Raw genomic sequence first — 20,113 nt, 5'->3', positions numbered from 1 at the left:
TCGCCGACAGCGACAGGGTCAAAAGCCTCTGCTATCAGCCCTGGGTCCAGCAGGTCATTTCGTAGGTTCGCCGGTATTATATGTCCACCCTGGCAGCAACCCCGACCATGCGCCGCTGCGGCTGGGGGGGGGCGGATCAACGGCTAGGCATTCCCCGCCTACGTCCCCCCAAGCATTTCACAAATCACCACCAGCCACACCGACAGCAGCAGGGCTCCGGCCAGCACGAAGCGGCCGTTCCAAAGCCGCGCCACCTGGATCACCGGGACCTGGCCGATGCGGGCCACCGTCAGCACGGCGGCACCCACCGGGGTCGAGCAGGCCGACAGCGCCCACGCCCCCATCAGGCCGCTGGCCACCGCCAATGGCGGCAGGCCCAGCTCGGCCAGGTCGGCCAGCGCGCCGCCGATCAGGGTGACGGAAATGATCTGCGACACGCCGAATTGCGCCAGGATCATCACCGCCAGCGCCAGCAAAACCACCAGCGCCGCCGGGGCCAAGCCCAGCGCGGCCAGCAGGCGCGCCGTCTCGGCCGGCGGCACATAGGCGGCGACGACGATGCCTAGGAACATGGCGCCGCCCAGCATGGCCACCTCGTTGCGAAAACCCGGCAGGGTTTCCACGACGCGCCGGCCCAGATGGGCGGTGGCGGCGCGCGGGTCGCGCCGTTGGACCGCCAGCCAACTCCACGCCGCCAGCGGCATGACGATCATCGCGCCGATGACGATGCGCACCTCCAGCACCTGGGCGATGCCGACCGAGGCGGCGACGATGGCCATGATCAACAGGCACAGATGGAAAAGCGGGCGCCAGGCCCCGGCCTCCTGCGGCTCGAACCGGCGCGAGGTGGGCGGGAACTCGTGTCGGTCCAGCCAGCCGCCCAGCACCAGCAGCAAGGCGGCCAACAGGCCTTGCAGCGGCAGCAGCACCTGCCAGGCGATGTCGTGCACCACGGTCTGGACCACCGCGAACGATACCGACAGCGGCGACCACACCGTCATCAAGGCGAAGCCGCGCAGGATCGCCGACAGCATGCGGCGCGTGCGGATGTCCTTGATGCGGGCATCGAAGCCGGCCGCCTCCAGGGTGTTGCCCTTGGTGATCATCACCCCCAGCAGCGACAGCACGCCGAAATTCAGCACCAGCGAGATGACGTGGGCGCCGAGCGTCAGAACCGCATAGCGTCGCCCCGGCGGCTGGCGGACCATCAGCTCGCCGCAGCGCTGGACCAGGCCCGAGGTCTCGGCCGCCTCGCGCAGGAAGCCAAGCGAGGTGAACAGGCCGATGATGGCGGCGGCTTCCGCTCCGGCCTTCAGCAGCAGGGAGATGCCGGCGGGGTTGACCGCCAGGGTGACGGCGCTGGCCACCAGTCCCAGCACCAGCATCACCCGGCCCTTGCCGTTGGATTGGGCGCCTTCCAGGATCAGGTAAAGCGCCAGCGCGGCGGCGGCGACGATGCCGGCCGTGGCGGAATGGGCGACCGCACGGACGATCGAGGCGGCGATGACCGCCAGCAGGGCGGCGGTCGCCAGCGTCGGACGCCACGATGTCATCCGGCCGGCAGCGCGAAGCGGGCCTTGGGGGCGGGCAGCACCTTGGCCGGGCGGGGAATGTCCTTCATCAGGGCCGGGCCGTTGACCATGGCGAAGCCGGCCTGCACCGCGCCGATCAGGGCGTGGCGGCGGCGCACGCTCCACACATAGGCGCCCAGGCCGGCGCGGTTGGCCGCGCCCAGATACTCGTCCAGCCAGGCCAGCAAGGTGGAATCGTCGGTCTTCTGGTTGGCCGGCAATTCGGCCAGATCGATGCCGATTCCGGTGGCGCCGGCCTTGGCGGCTTTTTCGGCGCGGGAATAGCCCAGGCGGGTGCGCACCCACACCTCGCGGCACAGCAGACGGTTGGCGGCGATCACCTCGGCCAGGCGGCCGGGATCGATATCGTCGGGGACGCCGAACAGGTCGATCACCACCCGGCTGTCGCGCACCGGCTTCAAAAGGTCGGCGAAGGGGGCGACCAATTCCATGCGGTTGTCGCCGGCCAGGCTGCGCCAGTGGATCGGCAGCACCACACTCGAGCCGTTGCCGGCCCGTTCCGAGGCAGCCGCGTCGCGCATCGCGCCGGCGATCAGGAAGCGGTCCAGCGACTGGATGGTGAAATCGTCGATGCTGTAGGCGTGCGCCCCTTCCATCGGGGTCTGGCCCTCGGCATCGGTGCGCAGGACCTGGGCCTTGTAGGCGCCGATGGTCTCGCCGTCGGCGACCCAGGTCGGGCGCCACACCAGATTCATCTTCGAGGTGCCGGTGATCGGCAGGGCGGTATAGCCGGAATGGCCGGGCGGCGGCGGCGGCACCGGCGGCGCCTTGGGCAGGGAATCCAGCACCTGCCATTGCGGGTCGGCCGCCTTGCGGTGCTTGATGCTGAATTCCCGCCAGCGCGGGTCGTCGGGCGGAACGCCGACCAGATCGGCGGGGATGGTGGCGATCGGCGGCCGCGCCTGGGCCGGCGGCGGGGTGGCGGGCTTGCGCACCGCCTGGGCCGAACTGGCGACGATCGAGCGCACTTCCGACACCGCGGCGGCGACCGCCTTCATGTTCAGGCTGCCATCGGCGAGGAAGGCGTCGGCCATAGGCAGTTCGGCGGCCAGCGCCAACGGGATGTCGATGCCCTGGAACTGGTCGCCGACCAGGCGGGTGCCCAGCTCCTGCGCGATGATCAGGGCGCGACGGCGCGCTTCCTCGGCGGGCAGGTTGCGAAAGACCAGGATGAAGAAGTCGGTGCCTTGGCGGGAAAAGATGTTACCGGCGCCCAGATGCAGGTTGATCACCCCTTCGGCGATCAGCATCACCTTGTCGGCGATCTTCTTCCACCGCTCGCCCACCGCCTCGCGGTATTCGACCAGCGACACCACGTGGGGGCGGATGCCGAAGCGGCCCTGGTCCTCGCCCACCATCTGATCGATGGCCATGCGGAAATCGTCGGGGACGTAATTGTCCTGGCCGTCGGAACCGCCTTGCCGTGGTTGGGTCGGAAGTGCCTGGGGCTGGTCGCGCCGGCCCAACAGGCGCCCGGCGATCCGGCTCAGCAATCCATCGCGCGGGCGGCTTGACGCCATGGCCGGCTTATCCGATCTCGGCCAGGTACTTGCCCGCAAGGTTCACGTAGTTGGCGGCCGAGTGGGGGAAGAAGTCGATTTCCTCTTGCTTCAGGTCGCGCATCGGCTTGGCCGGGTTGCCGGCCCACAATTCGCCGGCCTTGACCCGTTTGCCCGGCGGGACCATGGCCCCGGCGGCGACCATCGCGCCCGATTCGACCACCACGCCGTCCAGCAGCACCGCGCCCATGCCGATGAAGCAGGCATCTTCCAGGCGGCAGGCATGCAAGATGGCGCCGTGCCCGATGGTGATGTCGGACCCGATATAGGTGCCAAGCTTGCCGCCGGTGACATGGACGATGGTGCCGTCCTGGATGTTGGTCCTGGCCCCGATGCGGATCTCGTGGACGTCGCCGCGGATGACGCAGCCGAACCACACGCTGGTCCCTTCGCCGATCACCACGTCGCCGATCACCGTGGCATTGGGGGCGATGAAGCAGCTGGCATCGATGGTGGGGGTGATGCCCTTGTGGGGCAGGATCAGACCGGACATCGACGACTCCTTTGCCTTTGGCGCCCCGCTCCGGGGCCGTTCAAACGCCACGCGGATCGGACCATTAAGGGAACAGCGGCTGCTGGTCGAGACCTTGGGTCTCGGGCAGGCCGAACATCAGGTTCATGTTCTGCAGCGCCTGGCCCGAGGCGCCCTTGACCAGATTGTCGATCACCGACAACACGATGGCCCGGCCCGGCAGGCGGTCGTCGAAGACGCCCATGACGCAGAAGTTCGAGCCCCGCACATGACGGGTCTGCGGCACGCCGCCTTCGCCCATGACGCGGACGAAGAACTCGGCGCCATAGACCTTGGTCCACTCGGCCCGAAGGTCGGCGGCCTTGGCGCCCTTGGCGAGGCGCACATTGATGGTCGCGAGCATGCCCCGGCTCATCGGCATCAGGTGCGGCGTGAAGCTGACCAGCACCGGGTGGCCGGCGGCCTCGGCCAGTTCCTGCTCGATCTCGGGGGCGTGGCGATGGCTGGCGACGCCATAGGCGTGGATGCCCTCGGTCACCTCGCAATAAAGGTTGGCTTCCTTGGCCGAGCGGCCGGCCCCCGAGGTGCCCGACTTGGCGTCGATGACGATGTCGGCGGTCTCGATCAGGCCGGCCTTGATCAGCGGCACCAGCGGCAATTGCACCGAAGTCGGATAGCAGCCCGGATTGGCCACCAGCCGCGCCCCCTTGATGGCGGCGCGCTTCAGCTCGGTCAGGCCATAGACGGCTTCGGTCTGCAGTTCCGGCGCCTTGTGCGGGTGGCCGTACCAGGTGGCATAGGAATCCAGGCTGGTCAGCCGGAAGTCGGCCGACAGATCGACGGTGCGGACATGGGGCGGCAGGCCGGCGATGACTTCCTGCGTGGTGCCGTGCGGCAGGCAGCAGAACACCGCATCGACGGCGCCGAAATCGACGTCGCCGATGGCGACCAGATCGGGCAGCTCAAGTCCGGCCAGATGCGGGAAGACCGAGGCCATCGGTTGGCCGGCCTTGCGGTCGCCGGTCATCGCCTGGATGCGAAAGCCCGAATGGCGGGCCAGCAGGCGCACCAGCTCGGCGCCGGTATAGCCGGAAGCTCCCAGGATGGCGACCTTGACCTCGTTCATGTGTCCTGCCCTTGTGCTTTGCGAAGAACGGAGGCGGACATTACCAGCAACCACAGGGGTAGGTCGAGAGATCAGAGGTCGTGCGAGCTATGCCGTGGGATCATTCCACCACCGCGACCCATTGCCCGTCGGCGCGCTTGCACATGCGCTTGACCGTCTTGCCCTCGAGCACGAAGGGGGCGACCGATTGGCAGGCCATGTCGGCGGTGATTGCGGCGGCGGCGACGGTTTCGCGCGGGGCGGCCGTGACCGGCGGCGGCTCGTCGGGATTGGCGGCCGGGGCGGCGGCGGGGGACACGGCGGCGGGCGCGGCCGGGGGCTTCCAGGTCACAGTGGTCGGCGCAGGTGCGATAGGGGCGGCACCGGCCGGCACCGCGTAGGGGACGTTCTGGCCGGGCGGCACCGCCGGCATGGTCTGGACCGGGGTCGCGGCCTGGTAATTGGTGGTCCCCGGCAGCGGCGCGTAAGACGGACGCGGCGGGCTTTGGCTGGGCCAGTCCGGCGCCACCCCGGGGGGCGGCGTCAGGCGCTGATCGGCGCAGGCGGCCAGGGAAAGGGCACACAGGGTGACGGCTGCAAGCTTGTTCATGGCGGTCATTTCCACTGGCGCATCAGCCCGTTCATGGTGTTGTAGGCCAGGTTCTGCGAAATCTTGGCAAGCTTCGGCGGCTTCCTTTTCTTTTCGAAGCCGGTGGCGGTGGCGCGGTACTTGTCCTCGCCCTGGGGGCCGAAGCTTTCATCGTCCTCGTCGGCCTCGACGAAGCCGCGATCGGTGGCGACCACCTGCTTTTCCGGGTTCCATTCCTTGAGGTTCTTGGAATTGACCATGGCGACGATGCGGCCGGTCTTGACCTCGAGGATGCGGGTGCGCAATTCATAGCCGGTGCTGGACTGCCAATTGGGGGCGACCAGGATTTCCAGCAGGAAATCGGCCTTGCCCTGCAAGGCTCGGACCTCGACCAGATTCTCGTTGGTGGTCTGCATGTCGGCGCCGGTGAAGCGCACGATGGCGGCGCGGTCCAAGATGGTGGCGCCGGCTTCCAGGAAGGGGGCCAGGAAGCCGTCCTGGAACTCCCACTCGAAGCTTTCCGACACCTGGCCGCGGCGGCGGTCCTGGATGCGGCGCTGAATCTCGATGGTGTTCTGGGTGCTGCCTTGCTTGTCCAGATTGATCTCGCCCGACATGGTCGAGTTCGATTCGGTGCGGCTGACGATGCGGGTGTCGGAATACCACTCGTTCAGCGTTTCCGACAGCTGGCGGTTCCAGTAAAGCGCCAGCTTGGGCTTGCCGTTGGCGGCATAGGCCGAAGCGAAGCGGCCGACCAGATCGGCCTGGGAGCCGAAGGCGGCTGCCCCGTCGCCAGCCTTGGCCGCCTTTTGCATGACCTCGCTGTTTCGGGCCGGCGCCTGGGCCGGCGGCGGCGGCTGATAATCCGGGACGGCGCCGCCGACCGACTGCGACCAGGCGGCGGCGGGCAGCAAGGCGCAGCCGGCAAGGGCAAGCGCGGCAAGGCGGGTTTTGGGCATCAGCGGGTCTCCCGGACTTCCACCATGTAGTACTGCACGTTCTTCGTCCCGATCGACGATTCGGAGTAAGTATTCGAGGTCCGTGCGGCCAAATTAAGGCGCTTCCAGGCACTGACCGGCTCGCTTGGGGCCTGGGCCTGGTCGTAGAACTGGGTGCGGCCCTCGATGTTCAGGGGGTAGTCGGTGCAATTGATGATCTGGCTGATCACCTTGACCGTCCCGGTGGGGGTGCGCTGGGCGCTGACGGTGCGGACGAACAGCTTGTTGATGACGTTGAAATCGGTGATCGACACCGAATTGAGCGGCATTTCCAGCAGCGGCGACGGGTCGAACGGGGTGGCGGCCGGCAGGGCCACCAACTGACGCTGGGCCGAAATGCCGGCCATGCTGCAAATCGGCGCGGGCTCTTGCACCTGGGCGCAGCCGGCCAGGGCGGAGATGCCGGCCAGTCCGGCGGCGGCCATGACGAACTTTTTCATCGGGTTCGGCTTCCTTCTGGTTGTCGTCAGCTCTTGGGTTGGTCGCCCGCGGCCTCGGCGGCGGGCTTCGCCTCGGGCGCCGGGGTGGGGGCGGGCAGTGGCGGGATCACTACCGGCGCGAACATCCCGGCGCTGTTGGTGCTGGCCGGCGCGCGCGGGTTGGCCGGGATGGCGGACTCGCCCCTGACCCACGAAATCGCGCACGGCCCGGCCCGGGTCACGCTGGCCTCGCGCGTGCGCAGGACGGTGCCGTCGGCGGCCATGAAATCGACCGACAGGCTGTTGACCGAGGTCGGCAAGGGCAGCGTCACCGCATGGACCCGGTCGGGCAGATTGTCCCAATAACGGACGTCGGCGTCGGGCTCGGCCGCTTCGGCGGCGGCCTTGGCGGCCAGGGCCATCAACAGCATGATGCCGGCCGCTGCGGCCGAATCGCGCTGGGTGCCGGCATTGCTGCTGTTCATCGCGACGGCGGCGGCGACCATGGCGCCGGTCATGGCGACGTCGCCGACGACGTTGGCGCCCTGCTTGAATTGGGCCTTGCCGGCCAGCACCGAATCGAACTCTCGGCCGCCGCGGGTCGAGGCCTGGTAGAAGACATCCTCGAGCAGGCGGGTCTCGACGGTGCGGTCGACCGCCTTGGGCGGCGGCGGGGCCGCCTTAGCCCCCTTCTTGACCGGCTGGGGGGCATCGACCAGGTCGGTGAAGCGGATGCGGGCGGTCTCGGTGGCGCTGGCGCGGCGGTATTTCAGATAGCGGGGCTTGGCGCTATTGGGGTCGGTGGCACTGTACTTGACCGGCGCCGAGCCGGTCTCGATCAGCACCAGGGTATTATCCTTGGCGTCGGGCGGCGGGAAGTCGGGCTTGATCCCCTTGAAATCCTTGAAATCCTCGTCGGCGGTCACGTTGTTGCCGCGACAGCGCGACGCCCAGCCCTGCAGGAACGGCATCAGGCCGAAATCGGCCTGATTCTGTTCTTCGTCGGCGAAGGAATCCTGGATGAAGCCGCCCTTGAAGCTGGCGCGGGCATTGTCGTAATCGCCGGCCTTCAGATACAGCAAGCCGCGATAATAATAGGCCATGGCCCGTTCATAGGGCTCGCCCTTGAAGTCCTTGACCAGTTCCTTGGTGAACAGCTCGCGGGCCTTGGCGGCGTTTTCGTTGTTGACGTAGATGGTCTCGATATTGCCCAGGGCTTCGTCAAGCAATTGCTCGGCCAGCTTGTCGTTGCCCATCTCGACGGCGGCCAGGCCCAGGCGCATGTCGTTCAGCACCTGATTGCGCTGCCCCTGGGTCAGGGTGACGAAGAAATGTTTCTTCAACTCGGCCGGCTTGTCGGCGAGATAGGAATGGGCGAGCTCGGGCTTGACCGCCGTCTCTTGCTCGCGCCCGGTCTGGCAGGCCGACAACATGGCAACCGATGCTGCCGAGAGCAGCAATCTTTGAGCGATTCTCGTGGACGACATGATGCCTTGACCTCCCCCCCAAATGTGAGCCTCCGGCCTAGCGGTAGATGACGTCGTCGGCGCCGGCCTTGGAGAATTCGTAGATGCCGCTCCACACGATGTCGCCGCTTTCCAGGTCGGCCATCTCGAAGATGATCTGGGTGTAGCGGCTCATCATGCCGGTCCTGGGGTCGCGGGCATCCAGCGAGGTGATGCGGCCGCCCAGGCGGTAGTCACCCCCCCTTTGCGCGGCGGCCGTGCCGGTGGTGCCCTTGTCGACGACGCCCTGGCGCTTCAGGTTGCGTTCGGATTGCACCATGTTGGCGTAATGACGGCCGACGAAGTTGAGCCGGCCCTGGCTGGCGCGCTGCAGGCTGACGCGCAGACGGTCGGTGATCGAGTTGCGGTTGATGCGCGACGAGCTTTCGTTGACGAAATACTCGGCGTCGATGATGACGTTCGGGGCGGTGGCGGCGTTGGCCAGGCGCGGCTCGGTCAGCATGTCGCGCATCATCTGGTCGGTCATGCTGACGATGTCCTGGCTTTCGATGCCGACGCCCTTGACCGCGCCCAGCGTCGCCGGGTCCTGGTAGGTGGTGGGCGCACCGGCACTGTTCTGGACGGTCTGGCAGGCGCTGAGCAGCAGGCCGGCCGAGGCTACGATCATCAGGCGACGCATGGGGGGGTACTCCTTGACACGGACCGCGCCGGCCCGGGCGGAAGCCCGAGGCGACAGTTCAGACGATAATTCAACCACAGGGGCTTTGCATCAGGCATTTGCCGCAGGAATTATTGGAGCGTTTGGAATCTGTGCCGTCACGGTCAGGCCGCCTTCCGGGCGGTTCGACAAGATGACGTCGCCGCCATGGGCGCGAATGGCGGCGCGGGCCACCGCCAGGCCCAGGCCGGTGCCGCCGGTATCGCGGTTGCGGCTGGCCTCCAGCCGGACGAAGGGGGCGAAGACCCGTTCAAATTCGGCTTCCGGGATGCCGGGGCCGTCATCGGCGACGGTCAGCACGGTCTGGCCGATTTGGGCTTCCAGCCGGCAGCGGGCGGTGCCGCCATACTTGACGGCGTTCTCGATCAGATTGGCGACCGCCCGCTTCAGGGCGGTGGGGCGGGCCTCGATCACCAGGCGGTCTGGGCCGTCGTAGCTGCCACCCAGATCCTCGGCCAGACCCTGGACCAGGGCGGCGACATCGACGGGGCGGCGGTCCTCGCGCAGGGCGTCGTCCTTGGCGAAGGACAAAGTGGCGGCGATCATCCGCTCCATCTCGTCCAGGTCGGCCAGCAGGCGCGAGCGTTCGTCCTCGTCGTCGATGAACTCGGCCCTTAGTTTCAGGCGGGTGATCGGCGTGCGCAGATCGTGGCTGATCGCCGCTAGCATCTGGGTGCGGTCATCGACGAAGCGGCGGATGCGGCCTTGCATGACGTTGAAGGCGTGCGCCGCCTTGCGCACCTCGCGCGGGCCGGTTTCCGGGACCGGCGGCGCGGTGATCTCTAGTCCCAGCCGCTCGGCGGCGGCCGCGAAGGTGGCGAACGGCCGGGTGGCGCGGCGCACCGCCCACAAGGCGGCCAGGGTCACCGCCAGAAGGGCTGCGACCACCGGCCCCAGGAAGCGCAAACCCCACAGCGGCTCGCCCAAATCCAAGGGCGCGAAGACGTTCAGCCATGATCCGTCGTGCAGCCGGACCGAAATGCGCAGCGCCGGGCCGTGCAGGCCGTGGCCCAGGCCGAACCCGCCGCCAGGTCCGCCGCCCATTCCCATGCCTTGCGGATGTTGGGTCGGACCGGGCGGTGGCGGACCCATCGCCACCCGAATCTGGCGGCCGTCCAGCGCCGGGGCCAGGTCGCGCGTCACCGCCTTGGCCAGGCCGAACGGTTCCTCGGTGTCGCCGACCAGCGGATTGGCGCCCCAGCCGGCGCGAAAGCCGGTGCTGTCCATGCGGCGCAGGACGTGGCGGCGGGCCTCGGGCGGGGTTTCCTCGACCAGGGCGACCAGGGCCGCGACCCGTTCGGCGGCGTTGCGCCCGCCCAGCGCGGCCAGCGCCTCGCTGCGCGAGCCGGCGAACACGAACAAGGCGACGCCCAAGCTAAGGGCCAACGCCGCCACCAGCACCAAGGCGGTGCGGCCGACCACGCTGTCCGGGATCAGGCGGGTCATGACGCGGTCACTTCCGGGGTGAACAGATAGCCGCCACCCCGGACGGTCTTGATCAATTGCGGCTCCTTGGGGTCGTCATCAAGCTTGCGGCGCAGGCGGCTGACCTGGATGTCGATGGAACGGTCGAAGGCGATGGCCTGGCGCCCGCGGGCCAGGTCCAGCAACTGGTCGCGCGACAGCACCCGGCGCGGATGTTCGACGAACACGCGCAGCAGGTCGAATTCGCCGGCCGACAGCGCCACCATCACCCCTTCCGGGTTGGTCAGGTCGCGGGTGTCGAGATTCAATCCCCAGCCGGCGAAGCTGACCGACTTGCCCAGCGGGGCAGGGGCGGCAAAGGGCGCCGAATAGCGGCGCAGCACCGCCTTGATGCGGGCCAGCAATTCGCGCGGGTTGAACGGCTTGGGCAGGTAATCGTCGGCGCCGACTTCCAGGCCGACGATGCGGTCGGTCTCCTCGCCCATGGCGGTCAGCATGATGATCGGCAGCGTCGAGCCAAGGCCGCGCAAGGATCGGGTCAGGCTTAGGCCGTCCTCGCCGGGCATCATCACGTCCAGTACCACCAGATCGACCGCCTGGCCGTCCAGGCGGCGGCGCATCTCGGCGCCGTCCTTGGCCAATGTGACCTTCAGGCCGTGCTTGACCAGGAAGCGCGCCAGCAGCTCGCGGATGTCGCGGTCGTCATCGACCACCAGGATATGCGGGACCTTGTCCATGACATCGACTATAACGCGGTCATGTTTCCCGGCATGAGGAAAGTTGGTAACCGATGGTAACGGCATGAACCCGGCGATCGTCGTCGCCGGCCCCACCGCCTCGGGCAAGTCGGCCCTGGCGCTGGCCATCGCGCGAAAGTTCGACGGCGTGGTGATCAACGCCGATTCGATGCAGGTCTACGACGTGCTGCGGGTGGTCACCGCGCGGCCGTCGGCGGCCGATGAGTCCCTGGCCCCCCATCGCCTGTACGGTGTGCTGGCGCCGTCCATCGCCTGTTCCGCCGCCCTGTGGCGCGACATGGCGGCGGCCGAGATGGATCGGGCCTGGGCCGAGGGTAAGCTGCCGGTGGTGGTCGGCGGCACCGGTCTTTACATCCGCACCCTGACACAAGGCATCTCGCCGATTCCGGAAATCCCCGAACCGGTGCGCGCCACCGCCCGCGCGCTGCTGGCCGAGTTGGGCAACCAGCGCTTCCACGCCATGCTGGCCGACCGCGATCCGGTGATGGCGGCCCGGCTGGATGTCGGCAATTCCCAGCGTCTGGCCCGCGCCTTCGAGGTCATCGAGGCTACCGGCCGCTCGCTGGCCGAGTGGCAGGCCGACCCGCGCGAAGGGGCGCAGCCCGCCCGCTGGCTGACCCTGTCGCTGGCGCCGCCGCGCGACGCGCTGTACGCCGCCTGCGCCGGCCGCTTCCGCCAGATGGTCGCGCAAGGCGCGCTGGACGAAGTCGCCGCCCTGCGGGCACTGGACCTCGACCCGCAACTGCCCGCCTGCAAGGCCCTGGGCGTGCCGGAACTGGCCGCCCATATTCGGGGGGAATGCGACCTGGAAACGGCCATCGCCGCCGCGACCCAGGCCACCCGCAACTACGCCAAACGCCAGCTGACCTGGTTCCGTCACCAACTTGATGCGCCGGAAGTGATTTCCGCGCAATTTTCGGAAAGCATTTTCGCTGAAATCTTTCCGAAAATTCGCCACTTCCTATTGACCGGCGCGGCGTGAGCGATTAGTTTGACCGGCTCGCGGCCCACCCGGCGCGCCGTTGGCGTGCGCATTCACATCCGGTGGACGGCCAGGAATAAGGAAAGGTTCGGACGATGTCACAGCAAGGCGCAATGAACGGAGCGGAAATCCTCTTGAAGGCTTTGGTCGACCAAGGCGTAGAGGTGATTTTCGGTTATCCGGGCGGGGCGATCCTTCCCATCTATGACGAGCTGTTCAAGCAGAACCGCCTGAAGCACATCCTGGTGCGCCACGAACAGGCCGCCGTGCATGCCGCCGAGGGCTATGCCCGCTCGACCGGCAAGGTCGGCTGCGTGCTGGTGACCTCGGGTCCAGGCGCTACCAACACCGTCACCGGCCTGGCCGACGCCTTGTGCGATTCGGTGCCGCTGGTGTGCCTGACCGGCCAGGTGCCGACCCATCTGATTGGCAACGACGCCTTCCAGGAAGCCGATATCACCGGCATCACCCGGCCGTGCACCAAGCACAATTATCTGGTCAAGGACGTCGCCGACCTGGCGCGCATCGTCCACGAGGCCTTCCACGTCGCCCGTTCCGGCCGGCCCGGCCCGGTGCTGGTCGATCTGCCCAAGGACGTGGTGCAGGCCCACGGCGAATATCACGGCCCGACCCGCTTCAAGAGCAAGTACAAGCCGCAGGTCAAGGGTGACCTCAAGGCCATCGAGAAGGCGGTCGAGATGATCGCCGCCGCCAAGCGGCCGATCGTCTATGTCGGCGGCGGCGTGGTCAATTCCGGCCCGGCCGCCTGCCAGTTGCTGACCCAGTTCGTCCGTCTGGCCGGCTTTCCTTGCACCCAGACCCTGATGGGCTTGGGCGCCTTCCCCAGCTCGGACCCCTTGAGCCTGGGCATGCTGGGCATGCACGGCACCTACGAAGCCAATCTGGCGATGCATGATTGCGACGTCATGATCAATGTCGGCGCCCGCTTCGACGACCGCGTCACCGGCCGCCTGAACGCCTTCTCGCCGAACTCGAAGAAGATCCACATCGACATCGACCCCAGCTCGATCAACAAGAACGTGGTGGTCGATCTGGCGGTGGTCGGCGACGCCGCCCACATCCTGGAAGACATGATCAAGGTGTGGAAGGCCAAGCAGGTCCGCATCGACGACAAGGCCCTGCGGGCGTGGTGGGCGCAGATCGAGCAATGGCGGGGCAAGGATTGCCTGCGTTACCCGGCCTCGAACGCGATCATCAAGCCGCAATACGCCATCCAGCGCCTGTACGAGCTGACCAAGCACAAGAACCCCTTCATCACCACCGAAGTGGGGCAGCACCAGATGTGGGCGGCCCAGCACTTCCGGTTCGAGAAGCCGAACCATTGGCTGACCTCGGGCGGTCTGGGCACCATGGGCTACGGCCTGCCGGCCGCCATGGGCGTGCAGGTCGCCCATCCCGGCGCCCTGGTCATCGACATCGCCGGCGAATCCTCGATCCAGATGAACATCCAGGAACTGGCCACCCTGGCCCAGCACAAGCTGCCGGTGAAGGTGTTCATCTTGAACAACCAGTATATGGGCATGGTCCGCCAGTGGCAGGAACTGATCCATGGCGGCCGCTATTCGGAAAGCCACATGCACACCCATCCGGACTTCGTCAAGCTGGCGGAAGCCTTCGGCGCGGTGGGCCTGCGCGCCGAGAAGCCCAGCCAGGTCGATGACCTGATCAACGAGATGATCTCGGTCGATCGTCCGGTGGTGGCCGAATTGCGCACCGACGCCTCGGAAAACTGCTTCCCGATGATCATGCCCGGCATGGCCCACAACGAGATGGTGCTGGGTCCGGAGGATCGCTCGGTCGAGCATCCGGGTTCGGAAGAAGACGGCATGGTCTTGGTGTGAGCAGGGGGTAAGGAACAATGATCAAGCACGAAGAAATCCAGCGCCACACCATCGCCGTCCTGGTCGACAACGAATCGGGCGTGCTGGCCCGGGTCATCGGCCTGTTCTCTGGTCGCGGCTACAATATCGAAAGCCTGACGGTGGCCGAGGTCAACGCGGCCGACAATCTGTCGCGCATCACCATCGTCACCAGCGGCACCCGCCAGATCATCGAGCAGATCAAGAACCAGCTGCGTCGCCTGGTGCCGGTGCACAAGGTGTCGGACCTGACCATCGAAGGCCCGCATGTCGGCCGCGAGCTGGCCCTGGTCAAGGTATCCAGCACCGGCGAGAAGCGGGTGGAAAGCTTGCGCATCGCTGATATTTTTCGGGCGCGCGCCATCGATTCGACCAATGAAAGCTTCGTGTTCGAGGTGGTCGGCGCCACCGAGAAGGTCGATGCCTTCATCAAGCTGATGGAGCCCCTGGGCCTGGTCGATGTGTCGCGCACCGGAGTCGCGGCTATTGCACGCGGCGCGGCCGCGCTGTAAGGATTCGATGGGCAAGGAAAATTGCAACGGGTGGAGCCGACAATGGCCGCCGGAAGTTCCGCAGACTTGGCTCTTCAGGACGTTCTGGATCGGCTGGTGTCGTTCTACCGGCCCGAGGCGGTCTACCTGTTCGGCAGCCGCGCCCGGTGCGATGGCCACGCTGACAGCGACTACGATCTTCTGGTGGTGGTCCCCGACGAAACTCCGGCCGAGCGGCTAAGTCTCATCGCCGCCTATCGGACCGTGCGGCCCGCCCATGTCGCCGCCGATGTCTTTCCGTGCCGCCGGTCGGTGTTCGACCGGCGCAAGGGCGAAGTGGGCACGCTGCCCTTCGCGGCCTGGACAGAAGGGCGGCGTATTTATGGGCAATGAGGCGGTTCGCGAATGGCTGGCCATCGTCGAATCCGACCTTCGGGCCGTGCGCAATTGCCTGAACGGCCCCGAGCCGACGGTGCAGGTGGCGATCTATCACTGCCAGCAGGCGGCCGAGAAGCTGGTCAAGGCGGCCTTGGTGGCCGACGCGATCAATCCGCCGCGCGGTCATGATATCGGGGCGTTGGTTGATCGATTGCGGCCCGACCACCCGCTGCACGGGTGCTTTCGGAGTTGGAGGATCTGACGGTTTACGCCGTCGCCTACCGCTATCCATCCGGCGATATTTTGTCGGTGCCGCCCGATCCGCCGGTGGAAGAGGTCGTCGGGTGGGTGGCGACCATCATCGCCGCGCGCGACAAACTGCGGGGACTCTTGGCAGGTGCCTAACACCACCATTGCACATAGAGCCCGGGCACGGTAAGGAAGGCCCCACGAGTTCAAATGGCGGCCCATGCGGGGCCGCGACGGAAAGGAAAGACCATGCGCGTTTATTATGACCGTGACGCTGACGTCAATCTGATCAAGGGCAAGAAGGTCGCCATTGTCGGCTATGGCAGCCAGGGCCACGCTCACGCGCTGAACCTGCGCGATTCGGGCGTCAAGGAAGTGGCCGTGGCGCTGCGTCCCGGCTCGGCCACCGTCAAGAAGGCCGAGGGCGAGGGCCTGAAGGTCATGAGCCCGGCCGATGCCGCCAAGTGGGCCGACGTGGTCATGATGCTGACCCCGGACGAGCTGCAGGCCGACATCTACAAGACCGACCTGGCCGACAACATGAAGCAGGGCGCCGCCCTGGTGTTCGCCCACGGCCTGAACGTCCATTTCGGCCTGATCGTGCCGCGTGCCGACCTCGACGTGTTCATGGTCGCCCCCAAGGGTCCCGGCCACACCGTGCGCGGCGAATACCTGAAGGGCGGCGGCGTGCCGTGCCTGGTCGCCGTGGCCCAGAACGCCACCGGCAACGCCCTGGAAATCGCCCTGTCCTATGCCTCGTCCATCGGCGGCGGCCGTTCGGGCATCATCGAGACCAATTTCCGCGAGGAATGCGAAACCGATCTGTTCGGCGAGCAGGTGGTCCTGTGCGGCGGCCTGACCAAGCTGATCCAGTACGGCTTCGAGACCCTGGTCGAAGCGGGCTATGCCCCGGAAATGGCCTATTTCGAGTGCCTGCATGAAGTGAAGCTGATCGTCGATCTGATCTATGAGGGCGGCATCGCCAACATGCGCTACTCGATCTCGAACACCGCCGAGTACGGCGATTACGTGACCGGCCCGCGCATCATCACCGAAGAGACCAAGAAGGAAATGAAGCGCGTGCTGGAAGACATCCAGTCCGGCCGCTTCGTCCGCGATTGGATGCTGGAATGCAAGGCCGGTCAGCCGTCCTTCAAGGCGACCCGTCGCATCCAGTCCGAGCACCCGATCGAGCAGGTCGGCGAGCGCCTGCGCGGCATGATGCCGTGGATCGCCAAGAACAAGCTGGTCGACAAGGCCAAGAACTAAGCCGGTTCCGGCTTGGAACAAGGAAAGACCCTGGGCTCGCCCAGGGTCTTTTCGTTTGTACGGGGTGTTTCAATATATTAACGCCAGGTTGAAATGCCATTGCCTTGGCCTGCGACTTTGTAGCGCCATGCAGGCTTCGCCACAGCGGTCCGGCCCCCGGGAAGAAGGTGGCGTCCGCGACGGATGACGCAGCGGTAAATTCTTTCAAGCCGCTGGTTGCAAGGGCGCTCCCGCGACACCGATCCACAATGCGTCTTCCTCTTATCCCGTCTTGGGCCTATCGTTACATACGTCCGGATGATCCGAGGGGTGCATGAAGTCTGGTTTGCCGGGACGAGACTGGTTCTGGGCCCCGTTGGTCGTCTTGCTGACCTTGACCATGGTGGTGTGGGACGTCTTTCACATCTACGCTAGCCGCCGGGCCGACACGCGCGAGCGGCTGGAAGCGCTGGCGCGCGTGGTCGAGGCGCGGACCCACCAGGTGTTCCTGGGGATCGACCGCATGTTGGCCGACGCCGGCACGGAACTGGCGATGGCCGGCCCGCCCGGTGCGCCGGCGTTCCATCGCTATCTGACCGCCCGGGCCAAGATCCATGCCGAGGCGCTGACCATCACCGTGGTCGCCCCCGACGGCACCATCTTGCATTCCTCCGCCGCCAATCTGGTCGGCAAGAATGTCGGCGACCGCTCGTACCTGGCCTATTTCCGTGAAAATCCCAAAGACGACGGTTTGTTCATCGGTGAGCCGGTCAAGGGTCTGTTGAATCGAACCATCGTCTTCGCCGCCCGTGGCATCGACGACGACGACGGCAAGCTGAAGGCGGTGGTGGTGTCGGCGATTTCGCCGGCCATCTTCGCCGGCATGCTGGATGCCGCCTTGCCCTCGGAACCGTCGGGCGCCATCTCGCTATCCAACCGCCATCACATCATCCTGGCGCGCGCGCCCGACCTGGACGGCGACGCCGTCGGCCTGTCATTGGCGCAGGCGCCGGCCATGGTCGCCCATATCGCCTCGGGCAAGCCGGCCTCGCTTCAGGAGGCAACCGGCGGCGTTGACGGTGTCCGTCGCATGGTGGCGATCCGCACGGTCGAGCCGTGGGGACTGACCATCGGCGTCACCGCCTCGATCGCCGACATCTTGAAGCCGGCCTTGGCGCGTATTCTTGGCGACTTTGTGCTGTTGGGGGTGATCATATTCATCACCATCGCGCTGGTGCGGGTCAGTCGCTCGCGCGAGCGGGCGCGCCATCAGGCGCATGAGAGCCTGGCCCAGGCCCGCGACTATTACATGCGGGTGCTGGAAACCTTTCCGGCCCTGATCCGCCGCACCGACTTGGACGGATTGTGCGATTCAGTCAACCGTACCTGGAAGGAATTCACCGGCCGCGATAACGCGACGGAACAGGGCGAAGGCTGGCTTGCCGGCATGCATGCCGACGATCGTGGCGTGGTGACGCTGTCGGCCGATTGTGAATACCGCCTGATGGCGGCCGACGGCGAGTATCGGTGGATCCATCAGACCACCCGGCCGCTGCTTGATCTTGATGGCAAGCCGTCCGGCTTCCTGTCGGCCTGCTTCGACGTCACCGACGCCCGCCAGGTCCAGGAAAAGCTGCAGCGTTCCAACGAGGAGCTGGAACAGTTCGCCTATGTCGCCAGCCACGATCTGCGCGAGCCGTTGCGCATGATCAGCAGCTACATCGCCTTGATCGAGCGCCGCCTGGGCGAAGGCTGCGCCCCCGAACTGCGCGAGTTCCTGGGCTTCGCCAAGGACGGCGCCAGCCGCATGGACCGTCTGGTGCTGGATCTGTTGCAATTGTCGCGGATCGGCCGGATGTCGTCGCCCAAGCGGATGATCCCGTCGGGCGAGGCGCTGCAGCGGGCGATCCTGCAATTAAGCGTGGCGCTGGAGGAACGTGGCGGCGCGGTCGAGGTCGGCGATATGCCCGAGGTTTTCGCCTCCGAGGACGATATGGTCAGGTTGTTCCAGAACCTGATCGGCAATGCGGTCAAATATGCCATCCCCGGCACGCCGCCCCGCATCACCGTCACCGCCGACCGCGAGGCCGGGGCGTGGCGGTTTTCGGTGACCGATAACGGCATCGGCATCGCGCGCGAGAATTTTGACCGGGTGTTCCGCATCTTCCAGCGCCTGCATGGGCGCGATGAATTTAGCGGCGGTTCGGGCATCGGCCTGGCCATCTGCAAGAAGATCGTTGAAGGCCATGACGGGCGCATCTGGGTGGATTCTGCCGGGGCCAATCAGGGCACCTCGTTCATCTTCACCCTTCCGGCCCATGTCCAGAGGGCAGAGACCGGCAAGGCCTAGCGTGGGGGGCGTTTCGCGCTTATCTTGGTATGAGAGCGGGGGGCGATCGGATTCAATCGCGCCCGCTCAGCGGCCATTGCGGCCGCGGCCAAGCAAACCGGAGGTTTGCGCCCGGCGAGGGACGAATTGACGGCGGAGGGAGGCGTGCCATGACCAACAACGCGCGTATCGTGTTCATCGGCGCCGGCTCGATGTCCTTCGGGCTTTCGACCTTCCGCGACATCTTCAATACCAAGTCGCTGGCCGGCTGCACCATGGTCCTGGTCGATACCAACCCGGAAGCGCTGGAGCGCATGACCGCGTTGGCCCGCATCATGAACCGCGAGGGCGGCGCCGGCCTGACCATCGAAAGCACCACCGACCGCCGTGCCGCCCTGGCCGGGGCAGGCTTCGTCATCAATTCCGTGGCGATCGACCGCAATCGCCTGTGGAAGATGGATTTCGAGATTCCCCGCAAGCACGGCATCCGCCAGACCCTGGGCGAGAATGGCGGTCCCGGCGGCTTGTTCTTCACCATGCGCACGCTGCCCTTGATCTTCGACATCGTGCGCGACATGGAGGAGCTGTGCCCCGACGCGCTGCTGATCAATTACGCCAACCCGGAAAGCCGCATCGTCCTGGCGCTGGCCAAATATTCCAAGATCAAGTGCCTGGGCCTGTGCCACGGCATCTTCATGGCCCGGGGCGACATTTGCCACATGATGGACCGCTCGTGGTTCGACCTCGAATTGTGGGGTGCCGGCCTTAATCATTTCCAGTGGGTGCTGGGCATGCGCGACCGCCACACCGGCGAGGATCTGTATCCGCGCTTCCGCGAGATCGAAAAGACCTTCGATCCCGCCTTCCAGCCGCTGTCACGTCGTCTGATGAACAGTTTCGGCTATTGGCCGACCTGCAGCGATGACCATCTGGGCGAATACGTCCCCTATGGCTGGGAGGGCGGCGAGCACGGCTACGACTTCGCCGCCGACGAGCGCGAGCGGGCCGAACTGAAGACCACCATCGAAGGCGTGCTGGCCGGCGGGCCGCTGCCCGACGAATGGCGCCACGGCCCGGCCGAGCGATCCGACCAGGTGATCGAGGCCATCTTGCACAATTCCCACCGCTATCTGGAATCGGCGGTGCTGCATAATCGCGGCGCCATCCCCAACCTGCCGGCCGATCTGGCGGTCGAGGTGCCGGCCATCGTCGATTCGGCCGGGGTTCATCCGGTGTCGCTGGGTCCGCTGCCCGATCCGATCGCCAAGCTGTTGTCGGTGCAGGCCAGCGTCCAGCAACTGGCCGTCGAGGCGGCGGTGCACGCCTCGAAGGAGCTGGCGCTGCAGGCGCTGCTGGTCGATCCGGTGGTCAATTCCACCACCGCCGCCCAGGCGCTGCTGGACGAGTTGTGGGAAATCAACCGGCCCTATATCCGCCCCTGCGTGTAAGATTTCC

The 20,113-nt window shown here is 66.6% G+C and carries 20 protein-coding genes; 9 read left to right on the top strand and 11 right to left on the bottom strand.

The window, feature by feature from the left end:
* Positions 1-158: 158 nt before the first annotated feature.
* The 11 genes from A6A05_RS13755 to A6A05_RS13705 form a co-directional block, all read right to left on the bottom strand.
* Positions 159-1,553, bottom strand: coding sequence for a hypothetical protein (locus A6A05_RS13755; RefSeq protein WP_068502227.1), 1,395 nt, complete (start codon positions 1,551-1,553; stop codon positions 159-161).
* Positions 1,550-3,112, bottom strand: coding sequence for a hypothetical protein (locus tag A6A05_RS13750; RefSeq protein ID WP_068502225.1), 1,563 nt, complete (start codon positions 3,110-3,112; stop codon positions 1,550-1,552). Before A6A05_RS13750 ends, A6A05_RS13755 begins: the two co-directional genes overlap by 4 nt.
* A 7-nt stretch (positions 3,113-3,119) precedes the next feature.
* Positions 3,120-3,644: a gamma carbonic anhydrase family protein gene (locus A6A05_RS13745; protein WP_068502222.1), complete on the bottom strand. Its 525-nt coding sequence runs from the start codon at positions 3,642-3,644 to the stop codon at positions 3,120-3,122.
* Positions 3,645-3,708: 64 nt separating this feature from the next.
* Positions 3,709-4,749: an N-acetyl-gamma-glutamyl-phosphate reductase gene (argC, locus tag A6A05_RS13740; protein WP_068502220.1), complete on the bottom strand. Its 1,041-nt coding sequence runs from the start codon at positions 4,747-4,749 to the stop codon at positions 3,709-3,711.
* Between the two features lie 100 nt (positions 4,750-4,849).
* Positions 4,850-5,338 carry a hypothetical protein gene (locus A6A05_RS13735; RefSeq protein WP_156521057.1) on the bottom strand — a complete coding sequence of 163 codons (489 nt, stop codon included), beginning with the start codon at positions 5,336-5,338 and terminating at the stop codon, positions 4,850-4,852.
* Between the two features lie 5 nt (positions 5,339-5,343).
* The gene (locus tag A6A05_RS13730) at positions 5,344-6,276 is read right to left on the bottom strand and encodes a hypothetical protein (RefSeq protein WP_068502213.1); all 933 of its coding nucleotides are present in this window, start codon (positions 6,274-6,276) and stop codon (positions 5,344-5,346) included.
* Entirely contained in the window at positions 6,276-6,755 is a 480-nt protein-coding gene (locus tag A6A05_RS13725; protein WP_068502210.1) for a putative periplasmic lipoprotein, read from the bottom strand. The genes A6A05_RS13730 and A6A05_RS13725 overlap by 1 nt, the downstream gene beginning before the upstream one ends.
* Positions 6,756-6,781: 26 nt before the next feature.
* Positions 6,782-8,167 carry a COG3014 family protein gene (locus A6A05_RS13720; RefSeq protein WP_245644301.1) on the bottom strand — a complete coding sequence of 462 codons (1,386 nt, stop codon included), beginning with the start codon at positions 8,165-8,167 and terminating at the stop codon, positions 6,782-6,784.
* Positions 8,168-8,258: 91 nt separating this feature from the next.
* On the bottom strand, positions 8,259-8,879 hold the full coding sequence (locus tag A6A05_RS13715; protein WP_068502204.1) for a penicillin-binding protein activator LpoB: 621 nt from the start codon (positions 8,877-8,879) through the stop codon (positions 8,259-8,261).
* Between the two features lie 90 nt (positions 8,880-8,969).
* Positions 8,970-10,364 (bottom strand): ATP-binding protein, encoded by a 1,395-nt coding sequence (locus A6A05_RS13710; RefSeq protein ID WP_068502201.1) that lies wholly within the window; start codon positions 10,362-10,364, stop codon positions 8,970-8,972.
* Positions 10,361-11,080, bottom strand: coding sequence for a response regulator (locus A6A05_RS13705; protein WP_068502198.1), 720 nt, complete (start codon positions 11,078-11,080; stop codon positions 10,361-10,363). Before A6A05_RS13705 ends, A6A05_RS13710 begins: the two co-directional genes overlap by 4 nt.
* A gap of 64 nt (positions 11,081-11,144) precedes the next feature.
* On the opposite strand from A6A05_RS13705, the gene miaA reads away from it, so the two are divergent.
* From miaA to A6A05_RS13665, 9 genes are all read left to right on the top strand, one after another.
* Positions 11,145-12,083 carry a tRNA (adenosine(37)-N6)-dimethylallyltransferase MiaA gene (gene miaA / locus A6A05_RS13700; protein ID WP_068502195.1) on the top strand — a complete coding sequence of 313 codons (939 nt, stop codon included), beginning with the start codon at positions 11,145-11,147 and terminating at the stop codon, positions 12,081-12,083.
* Positions 12,084-12,178: 95 nt separating this feature from the next.
* Positions 12,179-13,945 carry an acetolactate synthase 3 large subunit gene (locus A6A05_RS13695; protein WP_068502193.1) on the top strand — a complete coding sequence of 589 codons (1,767 nt, stop codon included), beginning with the start codon at positions 12,179-12,181 and terminating at the stop codon, positions 13,943-13,945.
* A 17-nt stretch (positions 13,946-13,962) separates the two neighbouring features.
* Positions 13,963-14,475 carry an acetolactate synthase small subunit gene (gene ilvN, locus A6A05_RS13690; protein WP_068502186.1) on the top strand — a complete coding sequence of 171 codons (513 nt, stop codon included), beginning with the start codon at positions 13,963-13,965 and terminating at the stop codon, positions 14,473-14,475.
* 66 nt (positions 14,476-14,541) lie between these two features.
* Positions 14,542-14,847, top strand: a complete 306-nt coding sequence (locus tag A6A05_RS13685) for a nucleotidyltransferase domain-containing protein (protein ID WP_245644299.1) — start codon at positions 14,542-14,544, stop codon at positions 14,845-14,847.
* The gene (locus A6A05_RS13680) at positions 14,837-15,094 is read left to right on the top strand and encodes a HEPN domain-containing protein (protein ID WP_068502178.1); all 258 of its coding nucleotides are present in this window, start codon (positions 14,837-14,839) and stop codon (positions 15,092-15,094) included. The genes A6A05_RS13685 and A6A05_RS13680 overlap by 11 nt, the downstream gene beginning before the upstream one ends.
* Positions 15,082-15,237 (top strand): hypothetical protein, encoded by a 156-nt coding sequence (locus A6A05_RS20930; RefSeq protein ID WP_156521056.1) that lies wholly within the window; start codon positions 15,082-15,084, stop codon positions 15,235-15,237. Before A6A05_RS13680 ends, A6A05_RS20930 begins: the two co-directional genes overlap by 13 nt.
* A 93-nt stretch (positions 15,238-15,330) precedes the next feature.
* On the top strand, positions 15,331-16,350 hold the full coding sequence (ilvC, locus tag A6A05_RS13675; protein WP_068502174.1) for a ketol-acid reductoisomerase: 1,020 nt from the start codon (positions 15,331-15,333) through the stop codon (positions 16,348-16,350).
* A 313-nt stretch (positions 16,351-16,663) separates the two neighbouring features.
* Entirely contained in the window at positions 16,664-18,679 is a 2,016-nt protein-coding gene (locus A6A05_RS13670) for an ATP-binding protein (RefSeq protein WP_082910963.1), read from the top strand.
* Between the two features lie 149 nt (positions 18,680-18,828).
* Positions 18,829-20,106 carry a family 4 glycosyl hydrolase gene (locus tag A6A05_RS13665; protein WP_068502169.1) on the top strand — a complete coding sequence of 426 codons (1,278 nt, stop codon included), beginning with the start codon at positions 18,829-18,831 and terminating at the stop codon, positions 20,104-20,106.
* Positions 20,107-20,113: the final 7 nt, after the last annotated feature.

This window comes from Magnetospirillum moscoviense (assembly GCF_001650635.1).
Taxonomy (GTDB): Bacteria; Pseudomonadota; Alphaproteobacteria; order Rhodospirillales; family Magnetospirillaceae; genus Magnetospirillum; species Magnetospirillum moscoviense.
The sequence above is the reverse complement of the archived record's forward strand: the minus strand, read 5'-3'. Positions and strand labels throughout refer to the sequence as shown.